This is a genomic window from Nocardia cyriacigeorgica, assembly GCF_005863245.1.
GTDB classification, from domain to species: Bacteria; Actinomycetota; Actinomycetes; order Mycobacteriales; family Mycobacteriaceae; genus Nocardia; species Nocardia cyriacigeorgica_C.
The window spans coordinates 529,516-550,980 of the sequence record NZ_VBUT01000004.1 but is presented as its reverse complement, the minus strand read 5'-3'; the positions used below and the strand labels follow the sequence as shown (position 1 = coordinate 550,980).

Sequence of the window (21,465 nt, the reverse complement as noted above, 5' to 3'; positions counted from 1 at the left end):
CTCCGGGTAGCCTCACGGCCGTGTCCAGCGCTCGCCCCGACAACCGCCATGGGGCGGACGAATCCGGCGAGCCCGCCACACCACCCCCGATGAACGCGCTCGGCAAGGCCAAAGCGTTCCGCACCGCCCTGCGCGAAAGCCCGGGCGTCGCGCGGCTTGCGCTGGTCCGCTTCACCGGCCAGTTCGGTGACGGCATGTTCCAGGCGGCGCTCTCGGGTGCCATCCTGTTCAATCCCGAACGCGAGACCGATCCGCTGGCCATCGCCGCCGGCTTCGCGGTGCTGTTGCTCCCGTATTCCTTCATCGGACCGTACGCGGGTGCGCTGCTGGACCGATGGGACCGGCGCACGGTGCTGCTGGTGGCGAATGTCCTGCGTGCGGTGCTGATCGGCGTGGTGAGCCTCGGTCTGCTGGCCGGGATCGGCGACACGCCGCTGCTGTTGCTCGCGCTCGCGGTGGTCGGCATCAGCAGATTCGTGATGGCCGGGGTCTCGGCCGCGTTGCCACGGGTGCTGGCGCAACGCTGGCTGGTGCCGACGAATTCGGTGCTCGCCACCGTGGCCTCCGGCTGTGCGGGTGTGGGGGCGGCCGCTTCGGTCGCGGTGATCGGGCTGATCGGCGCGGGGGATACCGGATCGGCGGTCGCGGTGGGGGTGAGTGCAGCCGGTTCGGTGGCGGGGGTTGCCCTGGCAACCGGATTCGCCGCTCGCGCGCTCGGCCCGGAAGCCGGGGCCGCCGCACGAACCGGCGCGGTGCGCGCGATCGCGACCGGACTGCGCACCGGCGCCCACGCGGTCTGGGAATCGGTGCAGGTCACCACCGCGATGATCGGTATCGGCACGCATCGCGTCGTGTTCGGGATGAATACCCTGATCATGGTGCTGGTGCTGCGGCAGGCACCCTCGGACGGCTCGGGCGTCGATAGCGGGCTCATCGGCTTCGGCGTCGCGATCGCCGCGACGGCCAGCGGCATGCTGGTGGCGGCGGTGGTCGCGCCGGTGCTCATCCCACGGTTGGGCAGACCACGCACCGTCGTGGCGGGTTTGGTGACCGCGACGGTGGTGCAGCTGCTGCTGGTGACGCCGATCGCGGTGGCCGAGGCGGGCGAGGCCGCGCACCGGGCCCATCAACTGCTGCTGGCCGGGGCCTTCTTATTCGGCCTGGCCGGTCAGACCATCAAACTCACCGGTGACGCGGCCATGCAGATCGATATCGACGACACCCGCCGCGGCCAGGTATTCGCCCTCCAGGACACCGTGTTCAACGTGGCGTTCGTACTGGCCGTCGCCACGGCCGCACTGGCGGTGCCCGACGACGGGCGATCGCTGGGAGTGGTGGGTGCCGGCGCGGGCATCTACTGCGCGGGCCTGCTGGCCATCGCGCTCAACACCCGCCGCGGGCGCCTCGCCTCGGCCGAGTGACCCGCGTGTCCAGGCGGATCGGCCAACCCCGCACATCGACCCCTCGAACGTCGGCGAAGTTCGTCGATCCGGCCCGGACCGGCTGGACGAGCAGCGCGATCAGTGCTGCCCGTCGGCTGCGAACCCGGCGCCCGCCGGATCCGCAGAAGACTGTGGCCCGCCCGGCGACGCATTCACCTGCATCTCCAGGTTGAACTGCACCACCAGGCCGGCGGGATTGCCCGGCTGCACATCCGGCCGGGCGAAGGGGTCCACCGGCCGCACGGCAAGAAGATCCGCGGACGGAGCGGCAACGGCGTGGGGCGGGCGGTCGTACCCGGTGGACCCGTCCGCAGAGGGCGCCGGATGCGGTGGCGCGTGCCCGACGAGCGGATCGGCAGGCGGGGCTGGGTGCGCCGCGCCGTAGCCGGCGGGGGAGTCGTGAGCAGCGGGGGCGGGCGGGGCCTCACCGCGCACGATCCAGTCGAGCGGTTCACTGGCGGCGTCGGCGGTGCTGCCGGTGATCTGGTGGTCCCAGACGCCGTGGCCCGACGGGTCGGTGAAGAAGGCGTCGAGTACGCCGTCGTCGTTCAGGTCGAGTGCGGCGACGTCGGCGACGCCGTCACCCTGGGTGTCCCACATGGCGTCGTCGATCAGGCCGTCGCCGTCGAAGTCCAGTTGCACGGCGTCCGGCGATCCGGCCAGTTCCAGATTCGCCTGCGTCGACCAGACGTCGACGGTGCCGTCGCCGGTTCCGAAGGCGTACTCGATCTCGTTCATATCTGCTTGGACGCGGCGCGCGGCGATCCGGTTCCACCGGAATGAACATTCGCTCTCATCCCTTGGTTCCGGCGCCTCGCACGGTAAGTTGATCTTCGCTTGATCCGGCCGGGCCCCGGAGCCTGCATCACAGGCGGGGCCACGGGATCAGCTACGCCCGTTCCGATCCGACCCGGGAGCCGCCGCGCCATGGGACCTCTGCCGAACCACCTCGGTATCCACTCCCGCGCCGGCACCCCGTTCCGTCCCGCCCTGTTCGGCGTGCTGCTCACGGGTGTACTCGCGGTGCCTGCGCCGGTGCAAGCGGCACCGTTTCCGTGGGCGCCGCCGCCGGTGAACAGTTGCGGCGAGGTGGGTTTCGATCCGCTCACACGTGAACCGGACCCCTCGCAGCCGCCCGCGCCACCGCTGCCGCCGCAGATCGATATCCCGATCCCGGTCCCGCAGCTCACCCCCGTGCCGGTGCCCGATCCGCCGCAGGACAACACCCGGATCGTGCCGGAGCCCTTGCCGAGCGACCCGTGCCGCAACCCGTGCCCCGATATCCGTGACACCGCGAAGCCGGAAGAATCCGCGCCCGTACCGCAGTCACCGCCTGCGCCGGGTTCCGGTTCGAGTAGCGGGTCGGGCAGTGGATCCGGGTCGGGAAGTGGATCGGGATCGGGCAGCTCCTCCGGCTCGGCGGAGCCGATCAAACTGCCGAAGATCCAGATCAAACCCGAGATCGAACCCATCCCGATTCCGGTACCCGGCGAGCCCGGCGACCCACCGCAACCCGCGCCGCCACACGTGGTGCACCCGGCCGAGCCCGGACCGTTGAGTCCCGCCGTCGCGCCCGCGCGGGTGGAGTCGGTGCGGTTGGTGGAGCAGGTCACCGGCCCCGGTTCGGAGAACCGGACCGATATGCGCTGGCAGGTCGATGGCACCGATCTGGGCCTGATGTGGGAGAACCGGCCCGGCGAGGTGGCCGTGGTGTTCGGCGACACCTTCGGAAAGGGCTGGAGTGCGGGCGGCGCCGGCGGCGAGGACGAGGACTGGCGCAGCAACGTCCTCGGCTACAGCACCGACCGCGACCTGTCCGACGGTCTGAAGATCGACACGATGGTGCAGGACAGCCGCTGCCACGCCGCCGAACTCCTCGGCAGCCGGAAGGTGAAGAACTGGGAGACCACCACCATCCCGACCTCCGGTTTCGCCCTCGGCGACCGGCAGTACCTGAGCTATATGTCGGTGAACCGGTGGAGCCGCATCCCCGGCCTGTGGTGGACCAATTACGGCGGGATCGCGTACTCCGACGACAACGGCAGCACCTGGGTCAAGGACCAGCACGCCAAGTGGGACAACCTGTTCGGGCTCGGCCGGTTCCAGGTGGCGGCGATGGTGCCGCAGGGCGACTACGTCTACATGTTCGGCACCCCCAACGGGCGCATCGGCGTGATCGGCCTGGCCAGGGTGCCCAAGGACGAGGTGCTCAACAAGTCGGCCTACCAGTACTGGGTCGGCGGCACCTGGGCTCCCGCGGCCGAAAACCTCGCCACGCCTTTGGTTCCCGGGATCGCCTCGGAACTGTCGGTCCGCTACGACGCCGAGTCGGGCCGCTGGCAGATGGTGTATCTGGATTCGGCGCGCGGCGCGATCGTCTTGCGCACCGCCGCCTCACCGCAGGGCGCCTGGACCGATGCGGTGCCGTTGGTCTCGACCACCGACTACCCGAAGTCCTACGGCGGCTTCATCCATCCATGGTCGACGGCGAAGGACCTGTACTTCACCATTTCGGCGTGGGATAGCTACAACGTCTATCTCATGCACGCCCGCCTCGATCAGTAGCGCCGGAACCGCAGGGTCTGGCCCGGCCGCGCCTGCGCCATGAGGTCGATATCGGCGTCGGCGACCACCGCGATCACCGGATAGCCCCCGGTGATCGGGTGATCGGCGAGGAACACCACCGGCTGCCCGGCGGGCGGCACCTGGATGGAACCGAGCGCGACGCCTTCGGTCGGAAGTTCCTGCGTGCGCGACCGTTCCAACGGCGGGCCGGATTCGCGACGTAGCCGCGCACCGACCCGGTCGACGTCGGCGCTGACCGACCAGCTGCCGGCGAACAAGGCCGCCGGATCGGTGAACCAGTCGTCGCGCGGACCCGGGATGGCGCGAATATCCAGCACCACAGGAAGATTCGGCAGCGGCGCGAGGTCCAGGATCGGAAACGTCCGCGGCGCAGGGCCGATGGGCACTTCATCACCCGCGCGCAGCGGTTGCGGCCCGATCCCGGACATGGTGTCGCGGCTGCGCGAGCCGAGCACCGGCGCGACATCGACGCCGCCGCGCACGCCGATATAGCTGCGCAAACCCGTCGATGCGAGACCGAGCGAAACGACTTGCTCCGGTTCGAGTTCCAGCACGCTGGCATGCCCGACCGGACGACCGTCGACCGTCACCGGCGCGGGCGCTCCCGTCACGGCGAGCGTGGTGTGGCGCATCGTGCGCAGCCGCACACCACCGAGCAGCACCTCGATTCCCGCATGGCCCTCCGGATTCCCGACCAGTCGATTGGCCAGCCGCAGCGCGCCGCGATCGGCCGCACCGGACACACCGACGCCCGAATCGAACCAGCCCGGACGGCCGAGATCCTGGATGGTCGCCAGCGGCCCCACCCGCTCCACCAGCAGTGTCGCGTCGTCGGTCATCCTCGCCTCCCCGGCGCGTTCACGGGCGAACCCGCTCGCACGCTCGGTCCTCATCTCCCCACGAACAGGTACGCGCTGGTCGCTGCCGTCGCCGCGCGCCCGCCTCGATGTCATCCGTCGCCCGCGCCGCGCTGATCGCCGGCCGAGCGTGCCCGGATCTCATCGCCCCGCCCTGGCATCGACGAATCGCACCGCGGTACCGGCCCGGATCAGGGCGGGCGGATCGCGGTCGACGTCCCACATGGTCAGCTCGGTGCGGCCGATCAACTGCCATCCGCCCGGCGACTTGCGCGGATAGACCGCCGAGTATCCGCCCGCCAACGCGACACTTCCGGCCGGGATGGCGGTGCGCGACTCGGCGCGGCGCGGGACATCGAGGCGGTCGTCGGGGGAGCGGAGATAGCCGAAGCCGGGCGCGAAACCGACGAAGGCGCAACGCCATACGGTCCCGGTGTGCGCGGCGATCACGTCCGCGACGCTGAGCCCGAGGGTGCGGGCCACCTCGTCCAGATCGGCGCCGTCATAGTGCACCGGGATCAGGACCGGCTCGCCGGCGGACGATGTTCCACGGGAAACGTCGCCGGAATCGGGGCGCTCGGCGAGTTCCTCGAGCAGCGTGTGCAAGGCCCGCCGCACCGGCTCGGCGTCGGCGGTGGATCGCAGCGTCACCAGCACGGTTTCCGCGGCGGGCAGCACATCCTGTACGCCGTCGAGCCGCCGGTCGCGCAGGTCAGCGGCCAAGTCGGCCACGGCGTCCGGGCGCGGAGTGAGCAGGAAGGCGCGGTCGCCGGCCGCCCGGATCGCCTGCGCGGCAGTGTCGGTGCGCGATCCGGCAGTGCGCGATGGGCCGGATCGGTGCGGCACCGAACCCGTCGATGTCGTCATCAGCGCCTCCCTCCAGGCCACCGATGGTACGGCTCGCGGGCCTCGGGTCTCAGCTGAACGGCGCGACCACCACGCCGACCTCGTCCAGCGTCTCCCGGATCAACCGGGCCATCTCCACCGCCTCCGGGGTATCGCCGTGCACACAGATGCTGGTGGCCCGCACGGTCACCTCCCCGGATCCACCGACGGTGCGCGCGGTGCCGGACATGGCGATCGAGACGGCCTGGGCGACCGCCTCATTGGTATGCAGGATCGCCCCTGGCGTACCGCGATCGGCGAGCCCACCGGACGGGGTGTAGCCGCGATCGGCGAACCCCTCGCCGATGAACCGCACCCCGATATGGCCGGCCGCGTGTTCGAGTTCGGTGCCCGCCGGGCCGAGCAACGCCAGCTCGGGATCGTATTCGGCGACCGCGGCCAGCACCGCGTCGGCGATCTTCCGGTCCCGTGCGGCCGCGTGATAGAGCGCGCCGTGCGGTTTCACGTAGCGCACCCGGTCGCCCTCGGCGCGGGCGAAACCGTCCAGGCCGCCGATCTGATACAGCACCTCGTCGCGTAGTTCGGCCGGCGCCACCGCGATCGCGCGCCGGCCGAATCCGGCCAGATCGCGGTAGCCGACGTGGGCGCCGATCCGGACACCCTTCTCCACGGCCGACGCGCAGGTGCGGCGCATGATCGTCGGATCACCGGCATGGGCGCCACAGGCGATGTTGGCGCTGGTGACGATGTCGAGCATCGCCGCGTCGTCGCCCATCGTCCACGGCCCGAAGCCTTCGCCGAGATCACTGTTCAGATCCAGCGCCATGCGCGTCCTTCCCGTCGCCACCATTGTCCTCGGGGTGTGATTCCGCAGACAAGGATCGCAGTCCGGGGCCGGTCGCGGGGGATCGGCCGCGGTCGAGCCCGGATTCGGCGATGGTCGCGGCCGGGCCCGCCCAGTACGCTCGGAGCAATCATGGCCACGTATTTCGACCCGAAGTCCTGGTCACCGCTGCGGGCAGTGGACTTCGGCAAGCGGCTGTTCGAGCAATCCTGGCTGGAGCAGTGGATTTCCTACACCACGGCCTGGGTGGATCCGGTGGCCGATCTTGGCGCGGGCACGGTGACCGCGCTCATGCCCGATGTGCTGCTCACCGTGCTCAGCGAGGGCATCCTCAGCCGCTTCGGCGGCCAGGAGGTCACCGCCACCCTGCTCGGCCACGACCTCACCGCGACCCTCGAGGTGCTGAAGGTGCGCCGTCGCGGCGCGCACTTCCAGACCAAGACCGTGCTCACCGATCTGCACTGGGATAAGCATCCGATCCGCGAGATGACAGTGATCGCGCACGGCGTCCGGCTCATCCCCGGCGTGCCCACCAAGGTCCGCACCGCCCAACTCGACGTCGAGGGCACCGTGACCACGGCCGCCCTGGTCGACTGGCTCAACGAGCAACAGCTGGACTGGAAGCTGTCGCTCGCTCCGGACGGCCTGGTCCGGGCCGTGCACCGGCAGCGCCGGATCACCGCCGTCGCCGACGCCTCGGTGCGCGAGAACATGCTCACCCTCGATGTGCGCCGGGCCGGCTGGTTCGGCGTGCCGATTCCGCGGCGGATGCGCACCGTGCGCCCGATCCGGCTGCCCGAACTACCCAATAACGCGCGCGTCGTGCACGCCACCCGCGACGGCGATCTGGTGCGCTTCCGGGTCGAGTTGCCGGAGGTCAGCGGTTCGATCGACCTGGCGCAGATGCGGGCGGCGATTGTCGCGGGGACGACGCTGATCGTGTTCTAGTCCGGCCGCCCGGCCGGATCAGGACTGCTGGCTCTTCCACCACTCCAGCAGCGCCGCCTCGGCTTCTTCCCTGGTCAGCGGGCCACGATCGAGCCGGAGTTCCTTCAGGTACTTCCAGGCCTTGCCGACCTCGGGCCCCGGTTTCAGGCCGAGCAGTTCCATGATCGCGTTGCCGTCCAGGTCGGGGCGGACCCGATCAAGGTTCTCCTGCTCTTGCAGCCGCGCGATCCGCAGCTCCAGATCGTCGTAGGTGGCACGCAGGGCCGCGGCACGCCGCTTGTTGCGGGTGGTGCAGTCGGCGCGCACCAGTTTGTGCAGCCGGGGCAGCAGGTCACCGGCGTCGGTGACGTAGCGGCGCACCGCCGAATCGGTCCACTGGCCCTTGCCGTAACCGTGGAACCGCAGGTGCAGGAACACCAGCCTGGCCACGTCTTCGGTGAACTGCTTCGGATATTTCAGCGCCCGCATCCGCTTGCGCACCATCTTCGCGCCGACCACCTCGTGATGGTGGAAGCTCACTCCGCCGCCCGGCTCATTGCGTTTGGTGTCGGGTTTGCCGATGTCGTGCAGCAGCGCCGCCCAGCGCAGCACCAGGTCGGGATCGCCTTCTTCCTGGTCGATGGCCTGTTCGAGCACGGTCAGCGAATGCCAGTAGACGTCCTTGTGCTGGTGATGCTCGTCGATCTCCAGTTTCATGGCGGGCACCTCGGGCAGCACGATCTGGGCCAGCCCGGTCTCGCACATGATGTTGATGCCGTCGATGGGATGCGCGCCCGCGATGAGCTTGTCCAGTTCGGTGCGCACCCGTTCGGCGGTGATCCGTTCGATCTCGCCCGCCATCTCGGTGATCGCCTGCTGCACCCGCGGATGCAGCGTGAAACCGAGCTGGGAGACGAAACGGGCGGCACGCAGCATCCGCAGCGGATCGTCGCCGAAGGATTCCTGCGGCGTCGACGGGGTGTCCAGCACGCCGGCGAGCAGGGCGTCCATGCCGCCGAGCGGGTCGACGAACTCCAGGGCGCCGTCCGCGCCGATCTTCACCGCCATCGCGTTGACGGTGAAATCGCGCCGGACCAGATCGCCTTCGAGGCTGTCGCCGAAGGTGACCTCCGGGTTGCGGGAGACCCGGTCGTAGGAGTCGCTGCGGAAGGTGGTGATCTCGAGCTGCTGCTCGTCCTTGGCCGCGCTGACGGTGCCGAAGGCCAGGCCGCCGGTGTCCCACAGATGATCGGCCCAGCCGCGCATGATCTGCTGCACCTGCTCCGGCCTGGCATCGGTGGTGAAATCGAGATCGGTGCCGAGGCGGCCGAGCACCGCGTCGCGGACACTGCCGCCGACCAGGTACAGCTGGAACCCGCGCGCGGCGAACAGCTCGCCGAGCGGGGTGAGCACATCGCCGAGGCTGCCGAGGGTCACCGCCGCCGCGGCGAGCAGCCTGGTGCGGCGCTCATCGGGCGCGAGCTGCGCGTGATCGGTCTGCGCGGGCAGCTGGGCGGGGTCGGGGCCGGTCGAAACCACGAACGTGAACCTTACCCAGCCGAAGGTTGTCCCGGACACCGCCGTCCGCGCGGGCCGGGAACGCCGCCGCCATGCGGCGGTCTATGGACGGCCGGGCCCGCGCCGTCGATTAGGATTGCTTGGTGTCCCCGGCCGATCGCGCGAACAGTCGACGCCGCCAGCCCCGGCGCCGAGGTTCGGCCGGAAACGCGGCGAGACCACGCATGCGCACGGTCAAGGAGACTTCCGCGGGCGGCCTCGTCGTCGACGGCCTCGACGGGCCGCGTGAACAGCGCAGCGCCGCCCTGATCGGGCGCACCGACCGGCGCGGACGGCTGCTGTGGTCGCTACCCAAGGGCCATATCGAAGAAGGCGAGACCTCCGAGCAGACCGCCATCCGGGAAGTCGCCGAGGAAACCGGCATCCAGGGCGTGGTGGTCGCCGAACTCGGCAGCATCGATTACTGGTTCGTCACCGACGGCCGCCGGGTACACAAAACGGTGCACCATTTCCTTTTACGCTCGGTCGGTGGTGAACTGTCCGACGCGGACATCGAAGTCACCCAGGTGGCGTGGGTTCCGTTGAGTGAGCTCGACTCCCGGCTCGCCTACGCCGACGAACGGCGCCTGGCCGAGGTGGCGAACCGGCTGATCGACCGGATGGAGACCGGCAAGCAATGACGCGTGGACTGCGGATCATCGTGGCGGTCCTGACGATTCTCGGCGCGGTGGCGACGCTGCCGGTGCTGAGCGAACCACCCGCGGGCGCGCAGCCGAGCGAGTCCGGTGAGACGTCGTCGCCGAAGTTCCTCAAGCTCTCGCTGGACTCGGTGACCCCGACCACGGTGACCACCACCAGCGATCCACTGCTGACCGTGTCGGGCACCGTCACCAACATCGGTGACCGGGTGGTCGACGACGTCAGCGTCCGGGTGCAGCGCGCCCGCGCGATCGCCGAACCCAGCGGACTGCGCACCGCACTGCGGCTGGACCAGGCCAACTACGACGTGGCCGGCCCCTTCGAGGACGTCGCCGAACGGCTCAGCCCCGGCCAGCGCCGCCAGTTCACGCTGAGCATCGCGTTGCGGGCCGACGACACCGGCGCCTCGCTCGACATCACCGCACCCGGGGTGTATCCGCTGCTGCTCAACGTCAACGGGGAACCGGCCTACGGCAGCCAGGCCCGCCTCGACGACGCCCGTTTCCTGCTGCCGGTGCTCGGCCTGCCGCCCGCTTCGGCCGGCGCCACCGAACCGGTGCCGCCCGCACCGGCGCCCCCGGTGGCGACCACGCTGGTGTGGCCGCTGGCGGATCGGCCGCGGCTGGTGGCCGGGCGCGCGGGCACGGTGGACGAGCTGCCCGAACTGACCGATGACGAGCTGGCGTCGTCGCTGGCCAAGGGCGGGCGGCTGGAGCAGCTGCTCGACGCGTTGGAGACCGTGCTCGGCAGCGATGCGGGCCGGGACAAGCGGCTGGCCTCCTCGGTGTGTGTCGCCGTCGACCCGGATCTGCTGCTCACCGTGCAGGCGATGACCGGCGACTACCGGGTGCTGGCCAGCCCATCCGACCCGGGCGGCGCGACCAGGGCCGGTACCGGATCGGACCAGGCGCAGGCCTGGCTGGACCGGTTGCGGACGCTGGCCTCGTCGATGTGCACGGTGGCGCTGCCGTTCGCACAGGTGGACCTGTCGGCGCTGGCCGCGGTGGACGATCCGCAGCTCACGGCGCGCGCGGTGAAGGCGCCCGCCGACGTCGTCGATTCGATCCTGGCCACCCGGTCGGTGCGCGGGGTGAGCCTGCCCGATTCCGGCAGCATCGACACCAGCGCGGGAGTGCTGCTGCGCAGCAACGGCTTCAAGACCGCGGTGCTGGCCGATAATGCCGTCGCTCTCGCCGACGATCCCGCGATCACCTCGGCCCGCACCGGCGTCACCGGACGCACCGCCGCCACCCGCACCGCGCGCACCGAGCCCGAACCCGGAACGCCCGATGTGGTCCGGCTGCCCGGCATCACACCGCCCGCGCCCGCGACGCCCGTCCCACCCGCCGCGGCGCCGCCGCCCGCCGCGGGAGTTCCGGCCCCCCGAGTCCCCGAACCCGCCGATGATCCGGCCCTGCGCGCGGCCACCTTCGACATCTGGTCGGCGACGGCGCTGGCCGCGATGGGCTCCAACCCGCCGACGCCGTCGTTCACCCCCGACCGGGTCCGTTACGAGGTCACCAAGGACTCCAGGACCGCCCGCTTGCAGGACGCGCTCGGCGCCTTGTCGTGGAGTGCGCTCAACCCGCGTCCGGACCGGCCGCGCTCGGCCCTGCTGGTGCCGCCGCAACAGTGGGGCGCCAACCGCGACGAGGCCATCGCGGTCCTGCGCCAGGTCGAACTGCTGCTGGAGAACAATCTGGCCACCCCGCGCAGCTTCGCCCAGCTGCTCGACCAGCCCGCCGATTCCGCGCCCTACCAGGTCGATTACCTCGCGCAGGCGAGCGAGGACGCGGCACCGGGCCGGTTCGTCGCGCCGATCCGCGAGCAGGGCCATCGGATCAGCGAACTGATGCGCGCGCTGGTCGAGGTGCCGCAGTCGGAGCCGACGCCACAGGAATTCCTCACCCCGCTGCGCGACGACCTGGTGCGCGCGCTGAGCCTGTCCGACCGCCGCGGCGAAACCGCCATGGCCGACACCTTCGCCCAGCGCCGGGTGGAGCAGACCACGACCGCACTGGACCGCATGTTCGGTTCGGTCACCGTGCTGCCGCCGGGCGGGGTGTACACCCTGGCCTCCGAGCAGAGCCCCTTGCTCTTGGTCGCCCGCAACGATCTGCCGGTCGCGGTGCGGATCCGGTTCCGGATCGACGCTCCGGCCGAGACGAAGATCACCGATATCGGCGAACAGCAGCTGCCGCCGCGCGGCACCCGCTCGTTCCAGATCCCCACCGAGGTCAGCGACTCCCGTAACCTGGTCATTCCGATTTCGCTTACCACGCCGGAGGGGGTGCCGCTCGGCAACGCCACGTCGGTGTCGGTGCGTTCGAACGCGTACGGTCAAACGCTGGCGATAATTACCGCATGTGCCGGGATACTGCTGTTCCTGTTGGCCGGACGCCGCCTGTGGCGCCGGTTCCACGGAGAGCCGGATCCCGCCGACAAGGGCGTCGATCCGGGCATCCGGCGGCGGGTCAACAGGTACCGGCGGGCGCGTAAGCGCGCACTTCGGCAGCAAGGACAGCAACAGGAGGTGTAGATGAGCCAGGCCCGCCCGGCGCGCTTCGGCGCGGCGCAGCTCATCGCCACCGTCCGGTTCCGCTGCCCGGCGATGCACAGGAGGCATGATGGGCGACGATGATCAATTCGCTCATCAGCGACCCGAGGACCGCCCCGACGTACCACCGGCCCGGCGGGCCCCCGCGGCGCCCTGGGAACGGGGACCGCACGCGGAGCCGACGATGAGCGGCGACGGTGCCGGGCCCGGAGTGCCGCGCATCAGCCGTCCCGGCGAACCGCCCGCCCCCGGCCGCCGGATGCCGCCACCGCAGCGTCCACCGCATCCCGGTCAGCAGAGTTACCCCGCCGAACCCCGGCCGCCACGGCCCGGTCCGCCGCCCGCGCAACCGGGACGTCCCGGTCCGCTGCCGCCGCCGCAGCGGATTCCGCCGCGCGGTCGGCCGCCGCAGGGCGGGGTCGATCCCCGCAGCGGGGAATTTCCCCAGCAGCGTCCGGTGCCGCCGCGCGACCCCCGCAGCGGTGAGCTACCCCAGCAACGTCCGGTGCGTCCCGGGCCGCCGCAACAGGGCAGGCCTCAGCGTCCGCCGCTTCCGCCGCAGGGCCAGGGCAGGCCGCCGCGTCCGGGCCAACCGCAGCGTCCGCCCGGGCCGCCGCAGCACAGTCAGCCGCCGCAGGGCCCCGGCCAACCGCCGCAGGGCCCCGGCCAGTCGGTGCCGGGGCAGAGTCGGCCGGCGCAGGGTCAGTCGGTGCCGGGTCAGGGCCGGCCGCCGCAGAGTCGTCCGGCGCGCGGTGGCGAGCAGCCACCGCATCGACCGCCCACCCAGCCGCAGCCGCAGGTGCGACGGCCCGCGCCGCCCGAACGAGTGGCGCCCCGCGCCGAGTCCGGCAGGCCGAGCACCAAGGGCATGCCGGTCGTGGTGGCCGACAAGCCCGCCAAGCCCGAGTCCAAGGAAAGCGCCAACGCCCGGCTGCTGCGCGACTCCGGCTCCATCGCCTTCGCCACCCTGATCAGCCGCATCACCGGCTTCGGTAAGCAGCTGCTGCTGCTCACCGTGCTCGGCCCGGCCATCGCCAGTGCCTTCACCTCGGCCAGCCTGATCCCGAACATGATCGCCGAACTGGTGCTCGGCGCGGTGCTGACCGCGATCGTGGTGCCGACGCTGGTGCGCGCCGAACAGGAGGACGCCGACGGCGGCGCCGCGTTCGTGCGCAGGCTGGTCACCGCCGCCTTCGTGGTGCTGGCCACGGCCGCGTTGCTGGCCACGGCGTCGGCACCGATCCTGGCCACCCATCTGTTCGTCGCAGCCGACGGTGAGGTCAACACCGATCTGACCACCGCGCTGACGTTCCTGCTGGTACCGGCGATCCTGTTCTACGGCATGTCGGCCCTGTTCACGGCCATCTTGAACACCAGGCAGAACTTCAAACCCGGCGCCTGGGCCCCGGTGTTCAACAACATCGTCGTGCTGGTGACGCTCGGCCTGTACGCGGTGACCCCGGGTGAGATCTCGCTGGATCCGGTGCGGATGGGCGATCCGAAGCTGCTGATCCTCGGCGTCGGCGTCACCCTCGGCGTCGTCACCCAGGCGATGGTGCTGATCCCGGCCATCCGCCGCGAAGGCATCGATCTGCGCCCGCTGTGGGGCGTCGACGCCCGGCTCAAGCAGTTCGGCACCATGGGCGCCGCCATCATCCTCTACGTGCTGATCAGCCAGATCGGCACGATCTTCGCCAACCACATCTCCTCGCAGGCCGACGCGGCCGGTCCGGCGATCTACAACAACGCCTGGGCGCTGCTCCAGCTGCCCTACGGCGTGCTCGGCGTCACCCTGCTCACCGCGATCATGCCGCGGTTGAGCCGCAACGCCGCCAACGACGACACCCCGGCGGTCGTCGACGATCTCTCGGCCGCCACCAGGCTGACGATGATCGCGCTGATCCCCATCGTCGTGTTCCTGACGCTGGCCGGCCCGCAGGTCGGTGACGCGCTGTTCGGCTACGCCCGCTTCGCCGAGGACGCCGAACGCCTCGGCCAGGCGGTCAGCTGGTCGGCCTTCACGCTGATCCCGTACGCGCTGGTACTGATCCATCTGCGCGTGTTCTACGCCAGGGAGCAGGCCTGGACGCCGACCTGGATCATTCTCGGCATCGTCACCGTCAAGATCATCGGCTCGGCGCTGGCGCCGGTGCTGGCCAGCAATGGCGATCAGGTGGTGATGGTGCTCGGCGCGGCCACCGGCGTCGGTTTCACCGCGGGCGCCTTCATCGGCGGATATCTGCTGCACCGCAGCCTCGGCGATCTGCGCATGGCCAATGTGGGCCACACCATCACCAGGGTCGTGCTGTCCTCGGCGGCAGGCGGCGCGGTGATGCTGATCGTGGACAAGGTGCTCGGCCTGCACCGGCTCTCGGACTCGCTGCACGGCCCGGGCTCGTTCATCCGCGTCGTCATCACCTCGCTGGTGATGTTCGGGGTGGCTTTCGGACTCATGCGCCTGGCCGGTATCCCGGAGATCGTCGCCATCACCGTGGCGATCTCGCGCAAGCTCGGCATCACTCCGCCCGCGCCCGATCTGGGGCTGGACGAGCCGGTCGAGGACGAGTACGCCACCCAGATCCTGCGCAGGCCCGATCCGTACCTGGCCTACTCCCACTACGACCCCATGGACGCACAGACCATGGTGCTGCCCGTCATCCGCTCGAATGCTGTTGACATCACCGGGGTCGGCGAGTTCCCGTACCCTGTTCGGCAGAGAAGCACAAGTGGCGAATTCGCCGGGGTTGCGACACATCAGGGCGAAGGAGGACCGAGGGTGAGCGACGACGCGGTGGGCGGCGTCCCAGCCGCCGAATCAGCTGCGAACACGGCGGGCGGGCTCTCCACCGACGTTCCGCTCGCCGCGGGGGAGCAGCCCGATTCCGCATCGGCGCACCAGCCGGAGCAGGCCGATCCGAACGAGGTGGATCCGTCCTCCGATGCCGAGCACGCAGACGACCGCACCGAGCGCCACGCGCCGCCACGCGATCCGATGTACGACACCGGCATGCTGCCGGTGATGCCGCCGGTCGGCGGCGGTGACGGCGGCGGCCCGCGCCGTACCCCGCGCGGCCCGAAGCTGATGCCGGGCGCCTCCGTCGCCGGCGGTCGTTACCGGCTGCTGGCCAGCCACGGCGGTGCGCGCGGCCTGAAGTTCTGGCAGGCGCTCGACATCAAGCTCGATCGTGAGGTCGCGCTGACCTTCGTCGACGCCGATCAGAAGGCCGCCGACAACTCCGGTCACGATGGCCCGCAGGCGATCCTGTCGCGCACGCTGCGCCTTGGCAAGATCAACTCGCCGGGCCTGGCGCGCGTGCTGGATGTGGTGCGCGGCAGCTCCGGCGGCATTGTCGTGGCCGAATGGACTCCCGGCCGGTCGCTGCGCGAGATGGCCGATACCGTGCCCTCGCCGATCGGTGCCGCCCGCGCGATCCGGGCGCTGGCCTCGGCCGCCGAGATGGCCCATCGCGGCGGCGGTTCGCTGTCGATCGACCATCCGGACCGGGTGCGCATCAGCGCCTCCGGTGACGCGGTGCTCGCCTTCCCCGGCACGCTGGCCGATTCCGACGCCCAGTCCGACGTGCGCGGTCTCGGCGCCATGCTCTACGCGCTGATCACCGCGCGCTGGCCGCTGCGGGCCGGTGGCGTCACCGGCAGTGCCGCCACGGTCGGCGGGCTGCGGCTGGCCGATTTCGGCCCCGACGGCACCCCGGTCGAACCGCGCCAGATCCGTCCGGAGGTGCCGTTCGAGATCTCCGCCGTCGCGGTCCGTTCGCTGGAGCCCAACAAGGGTGTGCGGACCGCCGCGACCGTGCAGCATGTGCTGGAGCAGGCGTCGGTGGTCGATCAGAAGACCGACTTCATTCCGGTGCTCCGGCTCGGCCAGCGCGCCACCGCACCCGCCGACGAAACCCTCGCCGATCCGGAACTGCTTGCGGCCGAACGCGAGAAGTCGCAGCGGATGATGTGGATCATGGTGGGCCTCGGCATCCTCACCGCGCTCGTGGTCGGCATCATCATCTGGTGGATGGTGAGCATCTTCGCGCCGGGCGCCTCCGATGAACCGCTGAACGAACAGCGCAATATCGGACTCACCACGGCCAGTTCCGCCCCCGCCGAACCCGCCGCGACGCCCGGTGCGCCGGCGCCGAAGGCCGGGGTGCCGGTTCCGGTGACGGGTGTGTCGGTGTTCTCGCCGGAGGGCACCCCGGACAACGTCAGCGGCGTCGGCTCGGTGCTGGACAACAACGCCTCCTCGATGTGGCGCACCGACCAGTACTTCCAGCAGTTCCCGGCTCTGAAGAAGGGCGTCGGGCTGCTGGCGACCTTGCCGAGCCCGGCCAAGCTCACCAATGTCGCGATCAACTCGCCGAGCCCGGGCACCCGGGTGGAGATCCGTACCTCGCCGACCACCTCGCCCACGCTGGATCAGACGCAGTTGATCGGCAGCGCGACCTTGGTCGACGGCGTCACCCAGATCCCGGTGCAGGCCGATCAGGCCGCCCGTTATGTGCTGGTCTGGATCACCGGCCTCGGCAACGCCGACGGCCAGTTCCAGACCTCCATCGCCGACATCCGCTTCGACGCCGCCCGCTGACGCCTCACTGGAAACCTGTCCTCACCAGGTAAAACTCTCCGTCGTCACGGCCTGGTCGCAGCGCTGGCCGGATCGCGGTCCGGTTGCTACCGAATCGTTACCCACGTTATGATCTTGCACGCGCTCTCAGCAGGGGAGCCTCTCGGGATCAGGCGTTTCGATCCCTGCATGCTGCGATTTCTTCGGTGCCCGGCCAGGCCGGCCGGGCATTGTGATGAGCGCGTCCAAGGGGTTGGCATTGTCGTCGGAATCGAACGCGGGCTTCCGCAGGGGGAGACCTCGAGCCCTCGCGCGGGCCGGTTCCCTCGTCCTCGGCGAGGCCACCGACGCCGAATTACTCCGCGCCCACGCGGGCGGTGCGCCGCACGCCTTCGCCGAACTGCTGCGCAGGCATAACGACCACCTCTGGCAGACCGCGCTGCGCACCTCCTACACCCGCGAGGACGCCGCCGACTCGCTCCAGGACGCGCTGCTGTCGGCGCACCGCACCGCGGGCTCGTTCCGGGCCGAATCCGAGGTGCGCAGCTGGTTGCATGCCATCGTGGTCAACGCCTGCCTGGACCGGATCCGGCGCAACAAGACCAGGCGCGCGATCTCGCTGACGCCGGAGAACATGCCGGAACCCATCGAGGACCGTGACGACATCGCCCGGCTGGAGATGTCGATGGTGGTCGACCGCGCGCTGTTCTCGCTGCCGCCGGACCAGCGCACCGCGATCGTGGCCGTCGATCTGGAGGGGTATAGCGTGGCGGACGCGGCGGCACTGCTCGGTGTCCCGGAGGGCACGATCAAGAGCCGCTGCGCCCGGGCCAGACAGCGACTGGCAGAACGTTTGGAATTTCTGCGGGATCCAGGGAACCGGATGTGACCCTGTTGCGTCAGTAATAGTGACGAACCACGAGACGATGTAACCGCCGCCTGGCATTCGCCCGGCTGCGTGCAAGGTCAAATGTAAGAACACTTGGAGGTGCGATGGCGACCCGATCCGTTCCGCAGCCTCCGTATTCGGCGGAGCTGCTCGCCGACCTGCACGCCGACAACCTCTCGCGCGAACTGAGCGAACAGTTGTGGCCCGCGGTCCACGGCGATCCGGAGGCCCAGCGTTATCTACGGTCCCTCGACGAGGTCAGCGCCCACCTGCGCGACCTCGGCCGGGACGACCGCATCATCCATCCGATGCCCGACGACGTGGCGATGCGGCTGCGGCAATGGGCCGAGGAACTCGGGCACGCCGAATCGGATCAGGAACCGACCGCACGGATATCGGAACAACTACCCGTTCGGCGGCACGAAACACGTGATACGCCAACAACTTCGGTGGTCTCGCTGGACGAGCGCCGCCGCCGGCGGATGCGCGTGCTCACCGCCGCCGCGGCCGTCGTCGCGGTGATCGCCTGCGCGGCCATCGCGATCACCACGGTGCGCCAGGACAACACGGTGAGCCCCACCGCCGGGCCGACCACCGTCGATGTGGCCCCCGGCGAGGATCTCGATTCGACGGTCGCGCTCGGCGTCCTCGGCCGCCACGACGTCCGTGGCCCGCTCGCCGATTCCACCGAACTCGCCGGATGTGTGGCGGCCGCCGGATACGACCGCAAGGTCCTCGGCTCCTCCGACATCACCTTCCGCGGGCAGGACGCCGTGCTGATCCTGCTCGCGGGCACCGCACCGGGCAAGATCACCGCCCTGGTCGTGGAGCCCGGCTGCACCGCGGGCGAGCCGAGAGTGTTGACCGTCACCGACATCGGATAGCCCGCTCACCCGGGGAACAAGTGCGTTTACCCTGTTGTTGACCGACACGTCCCGTTGATGTCTTTCGGAAGGGCCCCATGAGCACGCCAGTTCGCGACCTGATCATCGTCGGCTCCGGCCCCGCCGGCTACACCGCCGCCGTCTACGCGGCCCGCGCGGAACTCCAGCCGCTGCTGTTCGAGGGAACGCAGTTCGGTGGCGCCCTCATGACCACCACCGAGGTCGAGAACTTCCCCGGCTTCCGCGACGGCATCATGGGCCCGGACCTGATGGAGCAGATGCGCGACCAGGCCAAGCGCTTCGGCGCCGACATCCGCACCGAAGACGTCGACGCCATCGACCTGCGCGGACCGGTCAAGAAGGTCACCGTGGGCGATGAGACCTTCGAGGCCTACGCCATCATCCTCGCCATGGGCTCGGCCGCCCGCTACCTCGGCGTCCCCGGTGAGCAGGAACTGCTCGGCCGCGGCGTGAGCGCGTGCGCCACCTGCGACGGCTTCTTCTTCAAGGGCCAGGACATCGTCGTGGTCGGCGGCGGCGATTCGGCCATGGAGGAGGCGACCTTCCTCACCAAGTTCGCCTCCAGCGTCACCGTCGTGCACCGCCGCGACGAGTTCCGCGCCTCGCGCATCATGCTGGAACGGGCCAAGGCCAACGAGAAGATCCGCTTCGTCACCAACGCCGAGGTCGTGCGGGTCAACGGCGACACCAGCGTGACCAGCCTCACCCTGCGCGACACCCGCACCGGCGAAACCTCCGAGCTCGCCGCCACCGGCATGTTCGTCGCGATCGGCCACGACCCGCGCAGCGAACTGGTGCGCGGCCAGGTCGAACTCGACGACGAGGGCTATGTGAAGGTGGCCGACCCGTCCACCGCCACCGCGGTGCCCGGCGTCTTCGCCGCGGGCGACCTGGTCGACCACACCTACCGGCAGGCGATCACCGCCGCGGGCACCGGCTGCCGCGCCGCGATCGACGCCGAGCGGTGGCTCGCCGAACAGGGCGATATCACCGCCAACACCCTCGACCACGCCGGACGCCCGGTCGCGGTCCCCGCCAACTGATCCGGCGCACCGCGCATTTCACCTGCTAGAGGAGAACACCCATGTCCGAATCCACCATCACCGTCACCGACGCCACCTTCGCCGATGACGTCCTGCTCAGCGAGAAGCCGGTTCTGGTCGACTTCTGGGCGGACTGGTGCGGCCCCTGCAAGATGGTCGCGCCGGTGCTGGAGGAGATCGCGGGCACCCATGCCGATAAGCTGACCGTCGCCAAGCTGGACGTGGACGCCAACCCGGTCACCGCCAAGGATTATCAGATCCTGTCGCTGCCCACTATGATGCTGTTCGCCGGTGGCAAGCCGGTCAAGCAGATCGTCGGGGCCAAGGGCAAAGCCGCCCTGCTGCGCGAACTCGACGGCGTCATCTGAGATCGCGGCGAACTCCGCCGTAAGGCAACGCACACCGGCGACGCGCCGTAGTATGCCCAGACCCGGAATTGCCGAAATCCGGTCCGGGTCTGAGACAATCGACCGATGCTCCGGTTGTGCGAGGGTATAACCCATCGCATGAGTGGGTACCCGGGCTGACGGAAGGGAAAGGGCTCTCACGCATGCACCGACTTCGTCACGGCGATACCGGTCCAGCCGTCGCAGAGGTTCGGAGCACCCTGGCAAGTCTGGGTTTCCTGCACGAGCACAACGCCGATGGCGACGACGCGCGTGAGTACTGGAAAGACACCGACGCCACCTTCGATCACCAGCTCGATTCCGCGGTGCGCGCCTTCCAGCAGCATCGCGGGCTGCTGGTGGACGGGGTGGTCGGTCCGGCGACATACCGGGCTCTGAAAGAGGCCTCCTACCGGCTCGGCGCACGCACGCTGATCTACCAGCTGTCGGCCCCGCTCTACGGCGACGACGTGGCGACATTGCAGCGCAGGCTGCAAGACCTCGGCTTCTACGTGCACCGGGTGGACGGCTACTTCGGCCCGCACACCCATGACGGCCTGACCGCCTTCCAGCGCGAGATCGGCCTGTCCGCCGACGGCATCTGCGGCCCGGACACGCTGCGGTCGCTGGATCTGCTCGGTGCCAGGGTCACCGGCGGCAATCCGCATCGCATCGCCGAGGAAGAGGTGGTGCATCGCGCGGGCCCGCAGCTGACGGGCAAGCGCATCGTCATCGATCCCGGTCTCGGCGGACCCGACAAGGGCCAGGCCGTCCCGACCGAATTCGGTGACGTCTACGAGTCGGAGATCCTCTGGGATCTGGCCAGCCGGCTGGAGGGCCGGATGGCCGCCACCGGCATGGAGACCTTCCTCTCGCGGCCGTGGGGCGCCAACCCCACCGACGCCGAACGGGCGGAGACCTCCAACGCCTTCGACGCCGACCTGATGATCTCGCTGCGCTGCGCCAACAACCCCAGCTCCTCGGCCAACGGCGTGGCAGGCTTCTACTTCGGCAATTCGCACGGCTCGGTGTCGATGATCGGGCAGGTGCTCGCGGGCTTCATCCAGCGTGAGGTGGTGGCCCGGACCTCGTTGCAGGACTGCCGCACCCATCAGCGCACCTGGGATCTGCTGCGGCTCACCAAAATGCCGACGGTGCAGGTCGATATCGGGTATCTGACAAACGAATACGACGCCTCGGTGCTCACGAACCCGCGCATGCGTGACGTCATCGCCGAGGCCATCCTGGTGTCGGTGAAGCGGCTCTACCTGCTCGGCCAGGACGACCAGCCGACCGGCACCTACACCTTCGCCGAACTGCTCGCCGAGGAACTCGCCGCCGCCGACCGCGGATAAACTTCCCCAGCTACGAAGCTGCCCCGCCGGACCTG

At 70.1% G+C, this 21,465-nt stretch carries 16 protein-coding genes; 11 read left to right on the top strand and 5 right to left on the bottom strand.

Going from position 1 to position 21,465, the window contains the following annotated elements; translation table 11 throughout:
• The first annotated feature begins 89 nt into the window (after positions 1 to 89).
• Positions 90 to 1,421 (top strand): MFS transporter, encoded by a 1,332-nt coding sequence (locus FEK34_RS12435; protein WP_138448149.1) that lies wholly within the window; start codon positions 90 to 92, stop codon positions 1,419 to 1,421.
• A 99-nt stretch (positions 1,422 to 1,520) separates the two neighbouring features.
• Here the strand turns inward: FEK34_RS12435 and FEK34_RS12430 are convergent, their stop codons facing one another.
• The gene (locus tag FEK34_RS12430; RefSeq protein ID WP_138447968.1) at positions 1,521 to 2,180 is read right to left on the bottom strand and encodes a hypothetical protein; all 660 of its coding nucleotides are present in this window, start codon (positions 2,178 to 2,180) and stop codon (positions 1,521 to 1,523) included.
• A 189-nt stretch (positions 2,181 to 2,369) separates the two neighbouring features.
• Here FEK34_RS12430 and FEK34_RS12425 point away from each other — a divergent pair, with 189 nt between their 5' ends.
• Positions 2,370 to 4,007, top strand: coding sequence for a DUF4185 domain-containing protein (locus FEK34_RS12425; RefSeq protein ID WP_138447967.1), 1,638 nt, complete (start codon positions 2,370 to 2,372; stop codon positions 4,005 to 4,007).
• Here FEK34_RS12425 and FEK34_RS12420 read toward each other — a convergent pair.
• The 3 genes from FEK34_RS12420 to FEK34_RS12410 all read right to left on the bottom strand — a co-directional run bounded on the left by FEK34_RS12420 (position 4,001) and on the right by FEK34_RS12410 (position 6,557).
• Complete coding sequence (locus tag FEK34_RS12420; protein ID WP_138447966.1) at positions 4,001 to 4,867, bottom strand: biotin-dependent carboxyltransferase family protein; 867 nt, start codon at positions 4,865 to 4,867, stop codon at positions 4,001 to 4,003. The two genes, FEK34_RS12425 and FEK34_RS12420, sit on opposite strands and share 7 nt — an antisense overlap.
• Positions 4,868 to 5,026: 159 nt before the next feature.
• Entirely contained in the window at positions 5,027 to 5,752 is a 726-nt protein-coding gene (locus FEK34_RS12415; RefSeq protein WP_138447965.1) for a 5-oxoprolinase subunit B family protein, read from the bottom strand.
• Between the two features lie 49 nt (positions 5,753 to 5,801).
• Positions 5,802 to 6,557 (bottom strand): LamB/YcsF family protein, encoded by a 756-nt coding sequence (locus FEK34_RS12410; protein ID WP_138447964.1) that lies wholly within the window; start codon positions 6,555 to 6,557, stop codon positions 5,802 to 5,804.
• A gap of 150 nt (positions 6,558 to 6,707) precedes the next feature.
• Here FEK34_RS12410 and FEK34_RS12405 point away from each other — a divergent pair, with 150 nt between their 5' ends.
• A complete protein-coding gene (locus tag FEK34_RS12405; RefSeq protein WP_138447963.1) occupies positions 6,708 to 7,523 on the top strand; it encodes a hypothetical protein in 816 nt (271 codons plus the stop codon).
• An 18-nt stretch (positions 7,524 to 7,541) separates the two neighbouring features.
• Here FEK34_RS12405 and FEK34_RS12400 read toward each other — a convergent pair whose 3' ends face one another.
• Entirely contained in the window at positions 7,542 to 9,011 is a 1,470-nt protein-coding gene (locus FEK34_RS12400; protein WP_138448148.1) for a CCA tRNA nucleotidyltransferase, read from the bottom strand.
• A 152-nt stretch (positions 9,012 to 9,163) separates the two neighbouring features.
• Here FEK34_RS12400 and FEK34_RS12395 point away from each other — a divergent pair, with 152 nt between their 5' ends.
• From FEK34_RS12395 to FEK34_RS12360, 8 genes are all read left to right on the top strand, one after another.
• Positions 9,164 to 9,700: an NUDIX hydrolase gene (locus FEK34_RS12395; protein WP_081597542.1), complete on the top strand. Its 537-nt coding sequence runs from the start codon at positions 9,164 to 9,166 to the stop codon at positions 9,698 to 9,700.
• Positions 9,697 to 12,258, top strand: a complete 2,562-nt coding sequence (locus FEK34_RS12390) for a DUF6049 family protein (protein ID WP_138447962.1) — start codon at positions 9,697 to 9,699, stop codon at positions 12,256 to 12,258. Before FEK34_RS12395 ends, FEK34_RS12390 begins: the two co-directional genes overlap by 4 nt.
• 886 nt (positions 12,259 to 13,144) lie before the next feature.
• Positions 13,145 to 16,873, top strand: a complete 3,729-nt coding sequence (locus FEK34_RS12385; RefSeq protein ID WP_283206598.1) for a murein biosynthesis integral membrane protein MurJ — start codon at positions 13,145 to 13,147, stop codon at positions 16,871 to 16,873.
• Between the two features lie 214 nt (positions 16,874 to 17,087).
• Positions 17,088 to 17,741 carry an RNA polymerase sigma factor SigM gene (gene sigM, locus FEK34_RS12380; protein ID WP_249357800.1) on the top strand — a complete coding sequence of 218 codons (654 nt, stop codon included), beginning with the start codon at positions 17,088 to 17,090 and terminating at the stop codon, positions 17,739 to 17,741.
• Between the two features lie 104 nt (positions 17,742 to 17,845).
• Positions 17,846 to 18,625 carry a hypothetical protein gene (locus FEK34_RS12375; protein WP_138447961.1) on the top strand — a complete coding sequence of 260 codons (780 nt, stop codon included), beginning with the start codon at positions 17,846 to 17,848 and terminating at the stop codon, positions 18,623 to 18,625.
• Between the two features lie 77 nt (positions 18,626 to 18,702).
• Complete coding sequence (trxB, locus tag FEK34_RS12370) at positions 18,703 to 19,689, top strand: thioredoxin-disulfide reductase (protein ID WP_138447960.1); 987 nt, start codon at positions 18,703 to 18,705, stop codon at positions 19,687 to 19,689.
• A 41-nt stretch (positions 19,690 to 19,730) separates the two neighbouring features.
• Positions 19,731 to 20,057, top strand: a complete 327-nt coding sequence (gene trxA, locus FEK34_RS12365) for a thioredoxin (RefSeq protein WP_014353750.1) — start codon at positions 19,731 to 19,733, stop codon at positions 20,055 to 20,057.
• Between the two features lie 182 nt (positions 20,058 to 20,239).
• Positions 20,240 to 21,430 carry an N-acetylmuramoyl-L-alanine amidase gene (locus FEK34_RS12360; protein ID WP_036541808.1) on the top strand — a complete coding sequence of 397 codons (1,191 nt, stop codon included), beginning with the start codon at positions 20,240 to 20,242 and terminating at the stop codon, positions 21,428 to 21,430.
• Positions 21,431 to 21,465 lie beyond the last annotated feature (35 nt).

Excerpts from the sequence above, each read along its gene's own strand:
- FEK34_RS12435 (WP_138448149.1), top strand. The coding sequence starts at position 90 with ATGAACGCGCTCGGCAAGGCCAAAGCGTTCCGCACCGCCCTGCGCGAA.
- FEK34_RS12430 (WP_138447968.1), bottom strand. The coding sequence starts at position 2,180 with ATGAACGAGATCGAGTACGCCTTCGGAACCGGCGACGGCACCGTCGAC.
- FEK34_RS12425 (WP_138447967.1), top strand. The coding sequence starts at position 2,370 with ATGGGACCTCTGCCGAACCACCTCGGTATCCACTCCCGCGCCGGCACC.
- FEK34_RS12420 (WP_138447966.1), bottom strand. The coding sequence starts at position 4,867 with ATGACCGACGACGCGACACTGCTGGTGGAGCGGGTGGGGCCGCTGGCG.
- FEK34_RS12415 (WP_138447965.1), bottom strand. The coding sequence starts at position 5,752 with ATGACGACATCGACGGGTTCGGTGCCGCACCGATCCGGCCCATCGCGC.
- FEK34_RS12410 (WP_138447964.1), bottom strand. The coding sequence starts at position 6,557 with ATGGCGCTGGATCTGAACAGTGATCTCGGCGAAGGCTTCGGGCCGTGG.
- FEK34_RS12405 (WP_138447963.1), top strand. The coding sequence starts at position 6,708 with ATGGCCACGTATTTCGACCCGAAGTCCTGGTCACCGCTGCGGGCAGTG.
- FEK34_RS12390 (WP_138447962.1), top strand. The coding sequence starts at position 9,697 with ATGACGCGTGGACTGCGGATCATCGTGGCGGTCCTGACGATTCTCGGC.
- FEK34_RS12385 (WP_283206598.1), top strand. The coding sequence starts at position 13,145 with ATGCCGGTCGTGGTGGCCGACAAGCCCGCCAAGCCCGAGTCCAAGGAA.
- sigM (WP_249357800.1), top strand. The coding sequence starts at position 17,088 with ATGAGCGCGTCCAAGGGGTTGGCATTGTCGTCGGAATCGAACGCGGGC.
- FEK34_RS12375 (WP_138447961.1), top strand. The coding sequence starts at position 17,846 with ATGGCGACCCGATCCGTTCCGCAGCCTCCGTATTCGGCGGAGCTGCTC.
- trxB (WP_138447960.1), top strand. The coding sequence starts at position 18,703 with ATGAGCACGCCAGTTCGCGACCTGATCATCGTCGGCTCCGGCCCCGCC.
- trxA (WP_014353750.1), top strand. The coding sequence starts at position 19,731 with ATGTCCGAATCCACCATCACCGTCACCGACGCCACCTTCGCCGATGAC.
- FEK34_RS12360 (WP_036541808.1), top strand. The coding sequence starts at position 20,240 with ATGCACCGACTTCGTCACGGCGATACCGGTCCAGCCGTCGCAGAGGTT.